Source organism: Streptomyces sp. NPDC001493 (assembly GCF_053597235.1).
Genome location: NZ_JBSFHV010000007.1, coordinates 1 through 14,661 on the forward strand (window position 1 = coordinate 1; position 14,661 = coordinate 14,661).

General features: G+C 71.7%; 14 protein-coding genes and 1 pseudogene. 7 read left to right on the forward strand and 8 right to left on the reverse strand.

Translation table 11 applies throughout. From position 1 onward, the window contains the following. The 4 genes and pseudogenes from ACWCWD_RS12505 to ACWCWD_RS12520 all read left to right on the forward strand — a co-directional run. Nucleotides 1-393 (forward strand): annotated as a pseudogene (locus tag ACWCWD_RS12505) (ABC transporter); the annotation flags it as partial. Beyond that, entirely contained in the window at nucleotides 390-1,175 is a 786-nt protein-coding gene (locus ACWCWD_RS12510) for an ABC transporter permease (protein ID WP_450772364.1), read from the forward strand. The pseudogene ACWCWD_RS12505 and the gene ACWCWD_RS12510, both read left to right, overlap by 4 nt. A gap of 382 nt (nucleotides 1,176-1,557) precedes the next feature. Then, nucleotides 1,558-2,952 carry an aldehyde dehydrogenase family protein gene (locus ACWCWD_RS12515; RefSeq protein ID WP_450772365.1) on the forward strand — a complete coding sequence of 465 codons (1,395 nt, stop codon included), beginning with the start codon at nucleotides 1,558-1,560 and terminating at the stop codon, nucleotides 2,950-2,952. Between the two features lie 78 nt (nucleotides 2,953-3,030). Further along, entirely contained in the window at nucleotides 3,031-4,110 is a 1,080-nt protein-coding gene (locus tag ACWCWD_RS12520) for a Zn-dependent alcohol dehydrogenase (protein ID WP_450772367.1), read from the forward strand. Nucleotides 4,111-4,205: 95 nt separating this feature from the next. Here the strand turns inward: ACWCWD_RS12520 and ACWCWD_RS12525 are convergent, their stop codons facing one another. The 7 genes from ACWCWD_RS12525 to ACWCWD_RS12555 all read right to left on the reverse strand — a co-directional run bounded on the left by ACWCWD_RS12525 (nucleotide 4,206) and on the right by ACWCWD_RS12555 (nucleotide 11,104). Next, nucleotides 4,206-5,852, reverse strand: coding sequence for an alkaline phosphatase D family protein (locus tag ACWCWD_RS12525; RefSeq protein WP_450772369.1), 1,647 nt, complete (start codon nucleotides 5,850-5,852; stop codon nucleotides 4,206-4,208). A 199-nt stretch (nucleotides 5,853-6,051) separates the two neighbouring features. Then, nucleotides 6,052-7,107 (reverse strand): polyphosphate kinase 2, encoded by a 1,056-nt coding sequence (gene ppk2 / locus ACWCWD_RS12530; RefSeq protein WP_450772371.1) that lies wholly within the window; start codon nucleotides 7,105-7,107, stop codon nucleotides 6,052-6,054. Continuing rightward, nucleotides 7,073-8,056 (reverse strand): DMT family transporter, encoded by a 984-nt coding sequence (locus ACWCWD_RS12535; RefSeq protein WP_450772372.1) that lies wholly within the window; start codon nucleotides 8,054-8,056, stop codon nucleotides 7,073-7,075. The genes ppk2 and ACWCWD_RS12535 overlap by 35 nt, the downstream gene beginning before the upstream one ends. Nucleotides 8,057-8,110: 54 nt before the next feature. Further along, on the reverse strand, nucleotides 8,111-8,824 hold the full coding sequence (locus ACWCWD_RS12540) for a TetR/AcrR family transcriptional regulator (RefSeq protein ID WP_450772373.1): 714 nt from the start codon (nucleotides 8,822-8,824) through the stop codon (nucleotides 8,111-8,113). 149 nt (nucleotides 8,825-8,973) lie between these two features. Further along, nucleotides 8,974-9,294, reverse strand: a complete 321-nt coding sequence (locus ACWCWD_RS12545) for a hypothetical protein (protein WP_450772374.1) — start codon at nucleotides 9,292-9,294, stop codon at nucleotides 8,974-8,976. After that, nucleotides 9,291-10,685 carry a hypothetical protein gene (locus tag ACWCWD_RS12550; protein WP_450772376.1) on the reverse strand — a complete coding sequence of 465 codons (1,395 nt, stop codon included), beginning with the start codon at nucleotides 10,683-10,685 and terminating at the stop codon, nucleotides 9,291-9,293. Before ACWCWD_RS12550 ends, ACWCWD_RS12545 begins: the two co-directional genes overlap by 4 nt. Further along, the gene (locus tag ACWCWD_RS12555) at nucleotides 10,682-11,104 is read right to left on the reverse strand and encodes a hypothetical protein (RefSeq protein WP_450772377.1); all 423 of its coding nucleotides are present in this window, start codon (nucleotides 11,102-11,104) and stop codon (nucleotides 10,682-10,684) included. The genes ACWCWD_RS12550 and ACWCWD_RS12555 overlap by 4 nt, the downstream gene beginning before the upstream one ends. 283 nt (nucleotides 11,105-11,387) lie before the next feature. Between ACWCWD_RS12555 and ACWCWD_RS12560 the strand changes: the two genes are divergently transcribed. From ACWCWD_RS12560 to ACWCWD_RS12570, 3 genes are all read left to right on the forward strand, one after another. Then, entirely contained in the window at nucleotides 11,388-12,539 is a 1,152-nt protein-coding gene (locus tag ACWCWD_RS12560) for an acyl-CoA dehydrogenase family protein (protein ID WP_450772378.1), read from the forward strand. Between the two features lie 175 nt (nucleotides 12,540-12,714). Beyond that, complete coding sequence (locus ACWCWD_RS12565) at nucleotides 12,715-13,005, forward strand: YiaA/YiaB family inner membrane protein (RefSeq protein ID WP_450772379.1); 291 nt, start codon at nucleotides 12,715-12,717, stop codon at nucleotides 13,003-13,005. 284 nt (nucleotides 13,006-13,289) lie between these two features. Then, the gene (locus ACWCWD_RS12570; RefSeq protein WP_450772708.1) at nucleotides 13,290-13,913 is read left to right on the forward strand and encodes a TetR/AcrR family transcriptional regulator; all 624 of its coding nucleotides are present in this window, start codon (nucleotides 13,290-13,292) and stop codon (nucleotides 13,911-13,913) included. A 205-nt stretch (nucleotides 13,914-14,118) separates the two neighbouring features. Here ACWCWD_RS12570 and ACWCWD_RS12575 read toward each other — a convergent pair whose 3' ends face one another. Next, on the reverse strand, nucleotides 14,119-14,580 hold the full coding sequence (locus tag ACWCWD_RS12575) for a MaoC family dehydratase (protein WP_450772380.1): 462 nt from the start codon (nucleotides 14,578-14,580) through the stop codon (nucleotides 14,119-14,121). Nucleotides 14,581-14,661 lie beyond the last annotated feature (81 nt).

Below are 14,661 nucleotides of genomic sequence, written 5' to 3' on the forward strand. Positions count from 1 at the left end.
CTCGCCGACCGCATCGCCGTCCTCCACGACGGGAAGATCGCCGCCGAAGGCACCGCCGAAGAACTCAAGCGCCTCGTCCCCGGCGGACACGTCCGTCTCCGCTTCACCGACCCCACCGCCTACCGCGACGCCGCCACCGCCCTGCCCGACGCCTCCCGCGACGACGACGCCCTCGCCCTCCAGATCCTCAGCGACGGCAGCCAGCGCGAACTCCGCACCATCCTCGACCGCCTCGACGCCGCCCACGTCGAAGCCGACGAACTCACCGTCCACACCCCCGACCTCGACGACGTGTTCTTCGCCCTCACCGGCGGCGCCCGCGTCCCGCACCAGTCCGACCCGTCCGGCGCGTCGGCCAAGTCAGTCAACTCCCAGGAGGACGAAGTCCGATGAGCTCCCTCTCCCTCGCCGTGCGCGACTCGTCCACGATGCTGCGCCGCAACCTGCTGCACGCCCGGCGCTACCCCTCGCTCACCCTCAACCTGCTGCTCACGCCGATCATGCTGTTGCTGCTCTTCGTCTACATCTTCGGCGACACCATGAGCGCGGGCATCGGCGGCGGGGACCGCTCCGACTACATCGCCTACATCGTCCCCGGCCTGCTGCTGATGACCATCGGGAGCACCGTGGTCGGCAGCGCGGTCTCCGTCTCCATGGACATGACCGAGGGCATCATCGCCCGCTTCCGCACCATGGCGATCCACCGGGGATCGGTCCTCATCGGGCACGTCGTCGGCAGCGTGCTGCAGTCGGTCGCCAGCGTGGTTCTCGTCGGGGCCGTCGGCGTCGCCATCGGCTTCCGCTCCACCGACGCCACCGTCCTCGAGTGGCTGGCGGCGTTCGGCCTGCTGGTGCTCTTCGCCCTGGCGCTCACCTGGATCGCGGTCGGCATGGGCCTGGTCAGCCCGACCGTCGAGGCGGCGAGCAACAACGCGATGCCGCTGATCCTGCTGCCGCTCCTCTCCAGCGCCTTCGTCCCCGTCGACACCATGCCCGGCTGGTTCCAGCCGGTCGCCGAGTACCAGCCCTTCACCCCGGCCATCGAGACCCTGCGCGGACTCCTGCTCGGCACCGAGATCGGCAACAACGGCTGGATCGCCGTGGCGTGGTGCCTGGGACTCTCGGTCCTCGGCTACCTCTGGTCTACCTCGACCTTCAACGCCGACCCGAAGTAACCGCCGTGACCACGCGGGCCGCAGCCCGCACCCCGTACCGCCCGAGGGCGGCGTGACCCGGCACCGAGCCGGAGAGCGCCGCCCCTCGGCGTTCCCGCCCCGGTCCGCACGCGGCCGGCGCCCACGTGACGCGTCTCCGGTCCTTGTCCGTACGCGCCCGGCGCCCACGTGACGCGGGTATCCGGCCCTTGTCCGCACGCGGCCGGCGCCCACGTGACGCGCGTCTCCGGACCCGGTCCGGCATCGGCTCTGGCGCGCAAAAACTAACAGCGTTAGTTTGGGTTCGGACGGCCAGGCCCGCGCGGGAGACGTCGGACGCCCAGGTCCGGCGACGCCAGTGGGCGGCCCGCACGCAGGTACCGCAAGCCCGGGAGGAACAGCCATGAAGGCCCATGACGGGATGTACATCGGCGGCGCCTGGCGGCCCGCCGAGGGGCGCGACACCATCGCGGTCGTGAACCCGGCCGACGAGCAGGTCATCGCTCATGTGCCCGCCGGTACCGCCGCCGACGTGGACGCCGCCGTACGCGCCGCGCGTGCCTCGTTCCCCGGCTGGGCGGCCACCCCGCCCGCCGAACGGGCCGCACGGCTCGCCGCCCTGCGCGACGCCCTCGCCGCCCGCGCCGAGGAGATCGCCGAGACGGTCACCGCCGAACTCGGCTCCCCGCTCAGGCTCTCGCGGGCCGTGCACGCGGGCGTCCCCGTGCTGGTCGCCGGTTCGTACGCCGAACTCGCCGCCGGCTACGCCTTCGAGGAGAAACTCGGCAGCTCCACCGTGCTGCACGAGCCGGTCGGGGTCGTCGGAGCCATCACCCCCTGGAACTACCCGCTCCACCAGATCGTCGCCAAGGTCGCCCCCGCGCTGGCCGCCGGCTGCACGGTCGTCCTCAAGCCCGCCGAGGACACCCCGCTGACCGCGCAGCTCTTCGCCGAGGCGACCGAGGAGGCCGGGATCCCGGCCGGTGTCTTCAACCTGGTCACCGGGCTCGGCCCGGTCGCGGGCCAGGCCCTCGCCGAGCACCCCGGGGTCGACCTCGTCTCCTTCACCGGCTCCACCGCCGTCGGCCGGTCGATCGGCGCCACCGCGAGCGGCGCCGTCAAGCGCGTCGCGCTGGAACTGGGCGGCAAGTCCGCCAACGTCATCCTGCCGGGCGCCGACCTCGCCAGGGCCGTCAACGCCGGCGTCGCCAACGTGATGTCCAACTCCGGCCAGACGTGCAGCGCGTGGACCCGGATGCTGGTGGACGCGGAGCGGTACGAGGAGGCCGTCGACCTCGCCGCGGCGGCCGTCGCCAAGTACGTACCCGGTGAACGGATCGGCCCCCTCGTCAACGCCAAACAGCAGGCGCGGGTGCGGAGTTACATCGAGAAGGGCCTGGCCGAGGGCGCCCGGCTCGTCGCGGGCGGCCCCGACTCCCCGCGCGAGAAGGGCTATTACGTCAGCCCCACCGTGTTCGCCGACGTCACCCCGGACATGGTCATCGCCCAGGAGGAGATCTTCGGCCCGGTCCTCACCATCCTCCGGTACGAGGACGAGGAGGACGCCCTCCGGATCGCCAACGGCACCGTCTACGGCCTGGCCGGTGCGGTCTGGGCGGCCGACGGCGAGCGGGCCGTGGCCTTCGCCCGCCGGATGGAGACCGGCCAGGTCGACATCAACGGCGGACGGTTCAACCCGCTGGCGCCCTTCGGCGGTTACAAGCAGTCCGGCGTCGGCCGCGAGCTCGGCCCGCACGGTCTCGCCGAGTACCTCCAGACGAAATCGCTCCAGTTCTGACAGCCGTCCCCTTCCGGAAGACTGTCCCGCCCGCAGCCGGGTCCCGCCGGGCCCGGTCGACCACACGAGGAGCCGTCCGTGGTTCGCGCCGCCGTACTGGCCGCCGTCCAGGCGCCGTTGGAGATCACCGACATCGAACTGCCGGAGACCGGACCGGGTCAGGTGAGAGTGGGCCTGGCCGCCGCCGGGGTCTGCCACTCCGATCTGTCCCTGAGCAACGGCACCATGCGCCTGCCGGTGCCCTGCGTCCTCGGGCACGAGGGCTCGGGCACCGTCCTGGAGGTCGGCGAGGGGGTCGAGCACGTCGCCCCCGGCGACGGAGTCGTCCTCAACTGGGCTCCCTCCTGCGGGAAATGCCACCCCTGCCGGATCGGCGAGGTCTGGCTCTGCGCCGACGCGCTGAAGGGCGCCGCGAACGTCCACGCCCGTCTCGCCGACGGCACCGAACTCCACCCCGGCCTGAACGTCGCCGCGTTCGCGCAGGAGACCCTCGTCGCCGCGAACTGCGTGCTGCCCGCCCCGGCCGGCATCCCGCTCACCGACGCGGCCCTCCTCGGCTGCGCGGTGCTCACCGGCTACGGCGCGGTCCACCACTCCGCCCGGGTGCGTGCCGGGGAGACCGTGGCCGTGTTCGGGATCGGCGGGGTCGGCCTCGCCGTGCTCCAGTCGGCGCGCATCGCCGGGGCGTCCCGGATCATCGCCGTGGACGTCACGCCGGAGAAGGAGGAACTGGCCCGGCTGGCGGGCGCCACCGACTACGTCGTCGCCTCCGCAACCACCCCGCGCGACATCCGTAAGCTCACCGACGGGGTGGGCGCGGACGTGGCCGTGGAGTGCGTGGGCCGTGCGCAGACCATCCGCACCGCCTGGGAGTCCACCCGCCGGGGCGGCCGCACCACCGTCGTCGGCATCGGTGCCAAGGACCAGGACGTCACCTTCAACGCCCTGGAGATCTTCCACTGGGGCCGCTCCCTGACCGGCTGCGTGTACGGCAACAGCGACCCCGAACGCGACCTGCCGGTGCTGGCCGAGCACATCCGCGCGGGCCGTTTCGACGTGTCGACGATGGTCACCGAGCGCATCTCGCTCGACGGCATCCCCGCCGCCTTCGAGAACATGATCGCCGGAAAGGGCGGCCGGGCCCTGGTCACCTTCTGAGCCGCGGCGCGCACCCGGTGGAGGGGAGCCGCCGCCCGCCCGTACCTCTCGGAACCGGCGGGCGGCGGCAGGACCGCGGGCGGTCCACCGGCGAGTCAGCGCACCGGGGCGTCGGCCCGTTCGACCTTCTGGGTGCCGTCGAGGGTGCGGTACGAGCGGACCCAGGCGGCCGTGGCGTCCTGGCGGGTCTTGTCGGAGACCGCGTAGTAGTCCATCTGCGCGCGCTCGGCGGTCACGTCGAGGACCCCGTAACCGTGCCCGTCCATGTCGACCCACTTGACGTGGCGGTTGGCGGACTTCACCGCGAGGGCGGCGACCTCGGAGACCGTGTGCGCGGGGACCCCCAGGATGTCGTCCAGGTTGTCCGAGGTCACCGACGTCACCACGAACTCGGTGGCGGCGGAGGCCGACAGCGGATAGGTCGCGGCCTTCACCGGCACGTCGTTGGCCCAGGCCATGTGGATGTCGCCGGTCAGGAAGACCGTGTTGGTCACCGACCTGTCCCGCAGGTGGCCGATCAGCTCCTTGCGGTCGTCGGTGTAGCCGTCCCACTGGTCGACGTTGACGGCGAGGCCGCCACCGGGCAGACCGAGCAGCTCGGCGAGGGGCGCGAGCACATCGGCCGGGACCGATCCGAAGGCGACCGGGGAGATCATCACCGACGTCCCGACCAGCTTCCAGCTGGCCGCCGAGGCGGCGAGACCGGCCTTCAGCCAGTCCAGTTGGGCCCGGCCGGTGATCGTGCGCTCCGGGTCGTCGACCGAGCCGCTGCCGACCGACGCCTGCGCGGAACGGAAGCTGCGCAGGTCGAGCAGGTGCAGTTCGGCGAGGCCGCCGAAGGAGAGGCGGCGGTAGACGGTGCCCTCGGTGGAGGCGCGGACCGGCATCCACTCGAAGTACGCCTGCTTGGCCGCCGCGACCCGGTCGGCCCAGACGCCCTCGGTCGCCGGGGTGTGGTTCTCGGCTCCGCCCGACCACGCGTCGTTGGCGAACTCGTGGTCGTCCCAGATCGCTATCACCGGGTGCGCGGCGTGCAGGGCCTGGAGATCGGCGTCCGTCTTGTACGTGGCGTGCCGGGTGCGGTAGTCGGCCAGGGTGAGGATCTCGTTCAGCGGGGAGTGCGGGCGCACCACGGTGTCCCCGTGGGCGTAACCGCCGGACGCGTACTCGTAGATGTAGTCCCCGAGGTGCAGCACGGCGTCCAGGTCGGCGCGGGCCGCGAGGTGCCGGTACGGGGAGAAGAAGCCGGCCTCCCAGTTGGCGCAGGAGACCACGCCGAAGCGGACACCGGGCGTCGCCGCTCCGGCGGCGGGCGCGGTGCGGGTGCGGCCGACGGGGGAGAGGACCTGCCCGTCGGCGGCCGAGAAGCGGAACCAGTAGGCGGTGGCCGGGCGCAGCCCCCGGACGTCCGCCTTGACGGTGTGGTCGGAGGCGGCCCGGGCGACCGAGGTGCCGGAGGCGACCGTCCGGGAGAACGCCTTGTCCTCGGCGATCTCCCAGCCGACCGGGGTGTCCGCGCCGAGGCCGGAGCCGGGTACGGCGTCCGGGGAGGGCGTGACGCGGGTCCACAGGAGGACGCCGTCGGGGAGCGGATCGCCGGAGGCGACGCCGTGCAGGAAGACCGGCCCGTCGGCGGCCCGGGCGGCACTCGCGCCGAGGAGGACGGGGGCGGCGACGGCCGTGGCGGCCGCTGCCTTGACGACCGTACGACGACTGGGTGCGGGAGCGTGGTGTGTGGTCACGGGCGCACACGCTACTGACGGGTACGGTCAACTGGCCTAAGAATGGCAGAAGTTCGCCGACCCGTCGGAATCCGGTCGCCCGGTGTTGTGCCGTGGTGCGCGTCGCTCCCGCCGAGGGCGGAAAAGCGGCCTCAGCCCTTCGGTGGCCTCAGCCCTTCGGGCCCTCCAGCTCTTCGGGCCCCCCAGCCCTTCGGCCCCCTCAGCTCTTCGGCGGCCTCGGGGCGAGCAGCCGGGCATCCATCTCGCCCTCCTCGAAGAGCCGGGACGCCGGGCCGACGACCAGCGGGTCCGGCGTACCGACCACCGAGGCGTCCTTGCCCGGGTAGTCGAAGCGGTCCAGCACGTGCCGCATCGCCTCCAGCCGCGCCCGCTTCTTGTCGTTGCTCTTCACCACCGTCCAGGGCGCGTCCGCCGTGTCGGTGTGGAAGAGCATCAGCTCCTTCGCCTCGGTGTACGCGTCCCACTTGTCGAGCGACGCCAGGTCGACCGGGCTCAGCTTCCACCGGCGCACCGGGTCGATCTGCCGGATCATGAACCGGTTGCGCTGCTCGTTGCGGGAGACCGAGAACCAGAACTTCACGATGTGGATGCCGTCGCGGACCAGCATCCGTTCGAACCCCGGGGCCTGGTGCATGAACTCCAGGTACTCGCGGGTGGTGCAGAACCCCATCACCCGCTCCACCCCGGCCCGGTTGTACCAGGACCGGTCGAAGAGGACGATCTCGCCCGCCGTCGGCAGATGGATGGCGTACCGCTGGAAGTACCACTGCGACCGCTCGCGTTCGGTCGGCTTCTCCAGGGCCACCACCCGGGCACCGCGCGGGTTGAGGTGCTCGGTGAACCGCTTGATGGTGCCGCCCTTGCCCGCCGCGTCCCGCCCCTCGAAGATGATCACCAGCCGCTCGTCGAGCTCCTTCACCCAGTGCTGGAGCTTGATCAGCTCGATCTGGAGGGCACGTTTCTGCTTGTCGTACGCCTTGCGGCCGAGCTTCTGCGGATACGGGTAGTCCTCCCGCCAGGCGTCCCGGGCGCGTCCTTCGGGGGTGACCAGCTCCGGGTCGTCGTCGCCCCGTTCGTGGAGCCCGAACCCCTCCAGGTGCGGCCCGCCGAACCGGGCGGCCCGGGCCACCTCCGACTCGGGCGGGGAGCTCTCGGCCGGGGAACCCTTCGCCGGGGAGCCCGCTCCCGCCGTTCTCCGCCGGGCCCCCCGGGCCCGCCCGTCAGACCCGTCCGGTTTCCTGCTGCTCGACGCCATCGGGGGTTCCCTCCACCGGCTCGGCCACGACCTTCCGCGTCCGCCCAGTCTGCGGACGGGTCCGGGAGACCGCCACCCCGGCCAGGCAGAGCAGCCCGCCGAGGACGGAGAGCGCGGCGGGCACCTCGTCGAGCACCAGCCACGACATCAGCACCACGAGCGCGGGCACCGCGTAGGTGGTGGAACCCATCCGGCCCGCCGTGGTGCGCGCCAGCGCGTACGCCCAGGTGGTGAAGGCCAGCGCGGTCGGGAAGACGCCCAGATAGATCATGTTGAGGGTGGCGGAGAGCGGGGCGTCGGCGGCCTCGTGGACCAGCACCCCGGTGAACGGAAGGCAGCCCGCCGCGCCGATCAGGCAGCCGAAGGCGGTGATCTGGAGGGGCGAACCGTGCCGCAGCGCGGGCTTCTGCGCGACCACGCCGGCCGCGTACGTCATGGCGGCGACGAAGCAGAGCAGCACCCCGAGCACCGAGGAACCGCCGTGCCCCGACATGGACAGACCGACGACGACGGCGCCCGCGAAGGACACCCCCATGCCCACGAGCAGCCGGGGCGGCAGCCCCTCGCCCAGCAGCCGGGCGCCGAGCAGGGCGATCAGGATCGGCCCGATGTTCACCACCATCGCGGCGGTCCCGGCGTCCACCTCCTGCTCGCCCCAGTTGAGCACCACCATGTAGAGCCCGAACCAGAGGAGCCCGGAGACGACGATGCCGGGCCAGGCGCCACGCGCGGGCAGCCCCTCGCGGCGTACGAGCAGCAGGGCGACGAGCACCACCGAACCCGCCAGCAGCCGGCCGAGGGCGAGCGCGCCGGGGGAGTAGGCGTCGCCCGCGCTGCGGATGGAGACGAACGCGGTCGCCCACAGCACGACGGTGAAGCAGGCGGCGGCGACGGCCCGCCGGTCGGGGCCGGATCGGGGCGGGGAGGCGGGGGTGGGCGGTGTGCTCATGGACAGGACCGTACGGGGCGTGAGGTCGGGCGCCCACCGAATTGCCGGGAAGAGTCAATCGTCCGCGCGACGGTCCCGGTCCGGTCGGTCCTGGTCCACCGCGCGAGGGCCCCGGGCGGAGGTACGGGCGGGATCCAGTTGCGCGTACTGGAGCGCCAGTCCGTCGAGCAGCGCCCGCAGCCCCGTCTCGAACGCCCCCTCGTCCACCTGTTGGCGCCGGTCGGCGAGCAGGTGGGCCTGGCCGAGGTGCGGATAGTCGGCGGGGTCGTACGCCGTCTCGTCGTCCACGAAACCCCGCGCGAAGGAGCCCAGCGCGGAGCCGGTGACGAAGTACCGCATCAGCGCCCCGATGTACGTGGCCTGGGCGCGCGGCCAGCCCGCGTCGACCATCGCGCCGAACACCGCGTCGGCCACCCGCAGCCCGGCGGGCCGCCGCCCGGGGCCCTGCGCCAGGACCGGCACGATGTGCGGATGGGCGGCGAGCGCGGCGCGGTAGGAGACGGCCCAGTCGCGCAGGGAACGCTGCCAGTCGCGCGGATCGTCCGCGTCGAACATCGACAGGTCGACCTGGGCGGACACCGCGTCGGCGACCGCGTCGAGGATCTCGTCCTTGTTCCGGAAGTGGTTGTACAGCGACGGCCCGCTGACCCCCAGCTCGGCTGCGAGCCGCCGGGTGGAGACCGCACCGAGGCCCTCCTGGTCCACCAGCGCGCCCGCCGCCTCGACGATCCGTTCTCTGCTCAGGAGGGGGGTACGAGGTCGGGCCATGCGGCACATAGTAGGGCCTGGCCGCCGGGAACCCGCTGGTCACGTTCTCCGGCGGCGGACAACGCCGGTCGCGGCCGTGCAACCGCTGAAGCGTGCTGCGGGAGTCCCACCAGTCCTCCGGGCGGACGGCGCTGCATTCGCGACGCGCATCAGCCCGTCGTCGCCCAGCGAACGATCGCGCCCACCCCCATCAGCAGCGCCGGCGCCGCCCACCACAGCCCCATGGTCCTGCGAACCGGCGGGAGGAGCAGGAGCCCTGCTGTCGCCGCGCCTGCCAGGAGGGTGAGGAGGCACGACAGCACGATGCCGGCGCGGGCATCGTCGTCCCAGCTGCCAGAGGGACGGATCGTCAGCGCCGTGTACAGGAAGAAGCCCGCGACCAGGTACAGGATCACCAACGGGACCATGAGGACCTGGCGCAGACAGCCCTGATCCCCGGACGCCTGCGGGGCGCCCTCGCGGCCGGTCATCGGTCCAGCGCTCCCCTCGCGTCGTCGAGGTTGTTGGTGAAGCCGCGGCCGTACGCCTGCGCGTCGGCGCCCTCCCAGTAGGGGCCACCGTTGTAGCGGGCCGCCAGCTCCTGGTACTGGGCGGGTGTCATCTCCGCCGCGGGCACGTCGGCGAACTCGCTCTCCGCCTTGAGCTGCGCCAGGTATCCGGAGGCGATGAATATGTTCTGTCCCGGGTCCTGGAGGGATTCCTCCACGATGGACCGCTGGTGCTCGGTGAGGCTGTCCGGATCGTAACCGAGCACTTCGGCGCCCCTGCGGATCTGGATGGCGATGGGGCCGAAGGACGTCTCGTCGGGGCTCCCGCCCAGCCGCCACGGCAGATTCTCGGGCGAGACCGGGCTGAGCCCCCAGGGGGCGTCCGCCTGTTCACGGATCGTGTCCGTGATGTCGTCCAGGTAGCCCGGCTGGCCACCGATCTCCTGCCAGGCGATACCGGCGACCATGTCCGCGGGCAGTCCCGAGTTCTCGGCGGCAGCCCGGATGATCTCCTTGTTCGCCGCGATCCAGGCCGCGCGGTCCTGGCCGGAGGACGGCGGGTTCCAGTAGCTGTCGGTCGCCCCCGGGAGTCCCGCGAGCTGAGTCCGGATGTCCTGCAAGGTGGGTGAGACGGGGCTGTCCCCGGTCGGCGGGGCGTACCCCTGTTTCGGGGCGCTGCCGGAGAGGTGAGTGAGAGGATTGCCGCTCGCCTCCCGGGCCTCGTTCCGTAGCGGTGCGACGGCTGAGGCGATGTCGACACGCTGGACGAACCCCAGGCGGAACTCGGGCAGCAGATCGTAGGCCTGCTTCAGCCCGTGCACGCAGATGTCCCGAGCCTCCTTCTCGGTCGAGCCCGCGCGTCGGAAGTCTTCTCCGGCGGCGTCGTGCAGCCGGTTCGCCTCGTCCCTGATGTCGTCGACGTCCATGGTGAGTTCGGCGAAGAAGTCGAGGACGCCCGTGGTCGCCCGCATGTCCTCCCACTGGCGCATCGGCTCCGCGTCCTGCGCCTCCCTCGTGATCGCGACGCCCTTGGTGCCGATCAGCCGCGCCAGGGCCTGCTCGTTGGCCTTCCCGTTGGAGTAGTGGCTCTTGGCGGATTCGAGCGCCCACGCGTAGGCGCGCAGCGAGCCACTGGCTTTGGCGTATCCCTCCGCGATGTTCCGCATCAGCTTGCGTGCCTCGGACAGACGTGCTTCGTAGTGCAGGCTTCCCTCGCTGCTCCAGTGGGTGTGCCGTTCCGCCCGTTCGGCGGGTTCATCGGTCTCCACCAGCACGTCGTGAATGCGCCGGAACTCGTCGGCGTTGCGCTCGACCAGAGCCGGATTGCACCCTTCCAGAAATTCGACGTCTTTGCGGTGGGTGAGCCCGCTCATTTCGCCTCCGGTGCCACGTACTGGCCATAGCGCAGGACTTCGTCGAGGAAGCGTCCGGCCTGGGCGTCGTCCACGGTCACCAAATCCGATCCTGCCGCTCTGAGGCGGGTGGAGAGTGCCGTGAACAGTGCGACGGTGTCCTGGAATTGATCATCGGCGAATCGGCCGAAACGCTCCACCTGTGCGGCTACGTCGCCGTGCGTCCTCGGCTCCCGCGCCATGGTGCACAGGTCGCCGTCCGGCCTGGCCTCGTACAGGAGCCCCGCTATTTCGATCAACAGATTCGCATTCCCGTTGATGGAATCGGTGTTGTAGTCCAATGCTGGTCCGGCGGGTGATCCGCCCGCTTCCGCGGGTAGTTGATCTATCCGCATGGCGGCATCCGCTTTCAGCTGAGCCCATTCCTCCGCGAACGACACGCAACCCCCCGTGGTTCTCCGTTCATCGCCGTATGAGCAGCCAGGGAATTTAGCAGGGGAAAGGAGAGAGGGCCATGCCCCGCCGCGTCCTCGGCCGAATCGTGTCGCCCATTGCCTGGGAGTGGTGGACGCACCCGTCCGGACAGGCGTCCGGAAGGGCTTGCGCCGCACGGCCCGGCGGCACATAGTGGGCTGCGACGGAAACTAGCAGTGCTAATTAAAGTGATCGGCGAGGTCGGGCGGCCCTGCGGTCCGGTACCCGATGGCGGAGGAGTGGAGTCCGATGAACCTGGAGCTCAGCGAGGAGCAGGAAGCGGTCCGCCGGCTGGCCAGGGACTTCGTGGCCCGGGAAGTGACCCCGCACGTCGCCGCCTGGGACCGTGCCGAGAGCGTCGACAAGTCGATCGTGAAGAAGCTGGGCGCTCTGGGGTTCCTCGGCCTCACCGTGCCCGAGGAGTACGGCGGCTCGGGCGGCGACCACCTCGCGTACTGCCTGGTCACCGAGGAGCTGGGGCGCGGCGACTCCTCGGTGCGCGGCGTCGTCTCGGTCTCCCTCGGGCTGGTCGCCAAGACCATCGCCGCCTGGGGCGACGAGGAGCAGAAGCGCCGCTGGCTCCCCGGGCTCACCGCCGGGGACCTGATCGGCTGCTTCGGGCTCACCGAGCCCGGCACCGGCTCCGACGCGGGGAACCTCACGACGAGGGCCGTGCGCGACGGCGACGACTACGTCATCGACGGCACCAAGATGTTCATCACCAACGGCACCTGGGCCGACGTGGTGCTGCTCTTCGCCCGTACCGGCGAGACCCCCGGCCACAAGGGTGTCTCCGCCTTCCTGGTGCCCACCGACACCCCGGGCCTCACCCGCAACACCGTCCACGGCAAGCTCGGCCTGCGCGGACAGGCCACCGCCGAACTGGTCCTGGAGGGCGTCCGGGTCCCCGCGGCCGCGCTGATGGGCCCCGAGGGCAAGGGGTTCTCGATCGCGATGTCCGCCCTGGCCAAGGGACGTATGTCGGTGGCGGCCGGCTGCGTGGGGATCGCACAGGCGGCCCTGGACGCGGCCGTCGGTTACGCGGGCGAGCGGCAGCAGTTCGGCAAGCCCATCGCGGGCTACCAGCTGGTCCAGGAACTTCTCAGCGACATCGCCGTGGACGTGGACGCCGCCCGCCTCCTCACCTGGCGGGTCGCCGACCTGATCGACCGGGGCGAGCCCTTCGCCACCGCCGCCTCCCAGGCCAAGCTCTTCGCCTCCGAAGCGGCGGTACGGTGCGCCAACAACGCCCTCCAGGTGTTCGGCGGTTACGGCTACATCGACGAGTACCCGGTGGGCAAACTGGTCCGCGACGCCCGCGTGATGACGCTCTACGAGGGCACCAGCCAGATCCAGAAGCTGATCATCGGCCGCGCGCTGACCGGGGTCTCGGCGTTCTGACCGGGGTCTCGGCCCGCTGGCCGGGTCTCCGCGCGATCGGGTCTCCGCCCACTGGCCGGGTTCTCGGCCTTCTGGCCCGGGTTTTCGCGTTCCGACCGCCCCGCACCGCGCCTGAGTACGGCCGTGAGTACGGGCACGGATGCGGCGCCCCCGCCCGGCGGCGGAAGCTCGGGGTATGAGCGACACGACACCGGTCAAGCAGCAGAGCACCGCCGCCTTCTACGGCCAGGCCGTCGCCTCCTTCGGGGTGGCGATGAGCGCGGTGGCCCTCGGTATCTTCTTCCTCCACGCGGACGGGTGGGTGCGGGGCTTCCTCGCCATCGGCGTCCTCTACCTCGTCACCTCGTGCTTCACCCTCGCCAAGGTCATCCGCGACCGCCAGGAGGAGGGCCGGATCGTCAGCCGCGTCGACCAGGCGAGGCTGGAGAAGATCCTCGCCGAGCACGACCCCTTCCAGAAGCTCTGACCGCCCCGCTCCCAATCCGCCGCCCCGCTCCCCGCCCGCCGCCCCGCTCCCCGTCCGCCCCTTCCGGGCGTGTCCCGTCCGCCGCCTTGGGCGTGCGGGCAGGAGCCCGCGGTCCCGCGCCCCGTACCGTGATCACGCGGTGCGGGGCGGAGTGGTTTTCGGTGAGGATCTCGTCCCACCTCCCCCTTTCGCACGGGCGGCGCTATTCTGCGGGCACGGTCCTAAGCGCTTGCTCAGGTTCGGGGTATGGTGTTCGTCCGGCGGACTGAGAGGGGCGCGTGACCATGGGTACGGCGGAGGAGACCGACGGCCAGGAGACGCCGTGGGGCGAAGTGACCCCCGAGGCCGCCCGGCGGCTCCTCGTGGCGGCGGTCGAGGCCTTCGCCGAGCGCGGCTACCACGCGACGACCACCCGTGACATCGCCGGCCGGGCCGGTATGAGCCCGGCGGCCCTCTACATCCACTACAAGACGAAGGAAGAGCTGCTCCACCGGATCAGCCGCATCGGCCACGACCGGGCGCTCTCCCTGCTGGAGGCCGCGGCGGACGGCGACGGCGCGGCTCCGGACCGGCTCGCCGTGGCCGTACGGGCCTTCGTCCAGTGGCACGCGGAGCGCTTCGCGACGGCCCGGGTGGTGCAGTACGAACTCGACGCGCTGAGCGACGAACACCGCGCCGAGATCATCGAACTGCGGCGGCGCACCGACGCGGTGATGCGGCGGATCATCAAGGACGGCGTGGACAGCGGGGAGTTCGACGTCCCCGACGTACCCGGCACCGCGCTCGCCGTCCTCTCCCTCTGCATCGACGTCTCGCGCTGGTTCAACGCGCAGGGCAGCCGCACGCCCGAGGAGGTCGGCGCGCTCTACGAGGACCTGGTGCTGCGCATGGTCGGCGCCCCGAAGTAGAACCGCCGGGCGCGCCCCGAAGTAGAACCTGCCGGGCGCGCGCCCCGAAGCAGAGCCCGCCGTCGCGCGCCCCGAAGTGGGGTCCGCCACCGCGAGCCCGGGCCACTCGCCTCCGGACGTGGCGACGGACCCGTCGCACCCCGCGTCCTCGCGGTGCGACGGGCCCGTCGCCGTCAAGGCCGTCCCGGGTGCGCCGGGTTCGGAATCAGAAGTAGTAGCGCGAGACCGACTCCGCGACGCAGGCCGGCTTCTCGCCGCCCTCGCGCTCCACGGTGACGAGCGCGGTGATCTGCACCCCGCCGCCCGCCTCCTCGACGCTCTTCAGCACGGCCGTGGCACGCAGCCGCGAGCCGACCGGGACCGTGGAGGGGAAACGGACCTTGTTGGTGCCGTAGTTGATGCCCATCTTCGCGCCCTCGACCGCCATGACCTGCGGGACGAGCGTCGGCAGCAGGGAGAGCGTCAGATAACCGTGGGCGATCGTCGTGCCGAACGGGCCGTGCGCGGCGCGTTCCGGATCGACGTGGATCCACTGGTGGTCGCCGGTCGCCTCGGCGAACTGGTCGATCCGCTTCTGGTCGATCTCCAGCCAGTCGCTGTGTCCCAGCTGCTCGCCCACTCCGTCGCGCAGCTCCTGTGCGGAGGTGAAGATCTTCGGCTCTGCCATGGTCCTGGTCCTGCCTTCCGGCTCACTGCCTCGATGTCTAAGCGCTTGCTCAGCATGGAGTGGCCGCAGGCTCCTGTCAAC

Excerpts from the sequence above, each read along its gene's own strand:
- ppk2 (WP_450772371.1), bottom strand. The coding sequence starts at position 7,107 with ATGGCGTCGAGCAGCAGGAAACCGGACGGGTCTGACGGGCGGGCCCGG.
- ACWCWD_RS12570 (WP_450772708.1), top strand. The coding sequence starts at position 13,290 with ATGGGTACGGCGGAGGAGACCGACGGCCAGGAGACGCCGTGGGGCGAA.
- ACWCWD_RS12575 (WP_450772380.1), bottom strand. The coding sequence starts at position 14,580 with ATGGCAGAGCCGAAGATCTTCACCTCCGCACAGGAGCTGCGCGACGGA.
- ACWCWD_RS12510 (WP_450772364.1), top strand. The coding sequence starts at position 390 with ATGAGCTCCCTCTCCCTCGCCGTGCGCGACTCGTCCACGATGCTGCGC.
- ACWCWD_RS12545 (WP_450772374.1), bottom strand. The coding sequence starts at position 9,294 with ATGACCGGCCGCGAGGGCGCCCCGCAGGCGTCCGGGGATCAGGGCTGT.
- ACWCWD_RS12540 (WP_450772373.1), bottom strand. The coding sequence starts at position 8,824 with ATGGCCCGACCTCGTACCCCCCTCCTGAGCAGAGAACGGATCGTCGAG.
- ACWCWD_RS12560 (WP_450772378.1), top strand. The coding sequence starts at position 11,388 with ATGAACCTGGAGCTCAGCGAGGAGCAGGAAGCGGTCCGCCGGCTGGCC.
- ACWCWD_RS12550 (WP_450772376.1), bottom strand. The coding sequence starts at position 10,685 with ATGAGCGGGCTCACCCACCGCAAAGACGTCGAATTTCTGGAAGGGTGC.
- ACWCWD_RS12565 (WP_450772379.1), top strand. The coding sequence starts at position 12,715 with ATGAGCGACACGACACCGGTCAAGCAGCAGAGCACCGCCGCCTTCTAC.
- ACWCWD_RS12515 (WP_450772365.1), top strand. The coding sequence starts at position 1,558 with ATGAAGGCCCATGACGGGATGTACATCGGCGGCGCCTGGCGGCCCGCC.
- ACWCWD_RS12535 (WP_450772372.1), bottom strand. The coding sequence starts at position 8,056 with ATGAGCACACCGCCCACCCCCGCCTCCCCGCCCCGATCCGGCCCCGAC.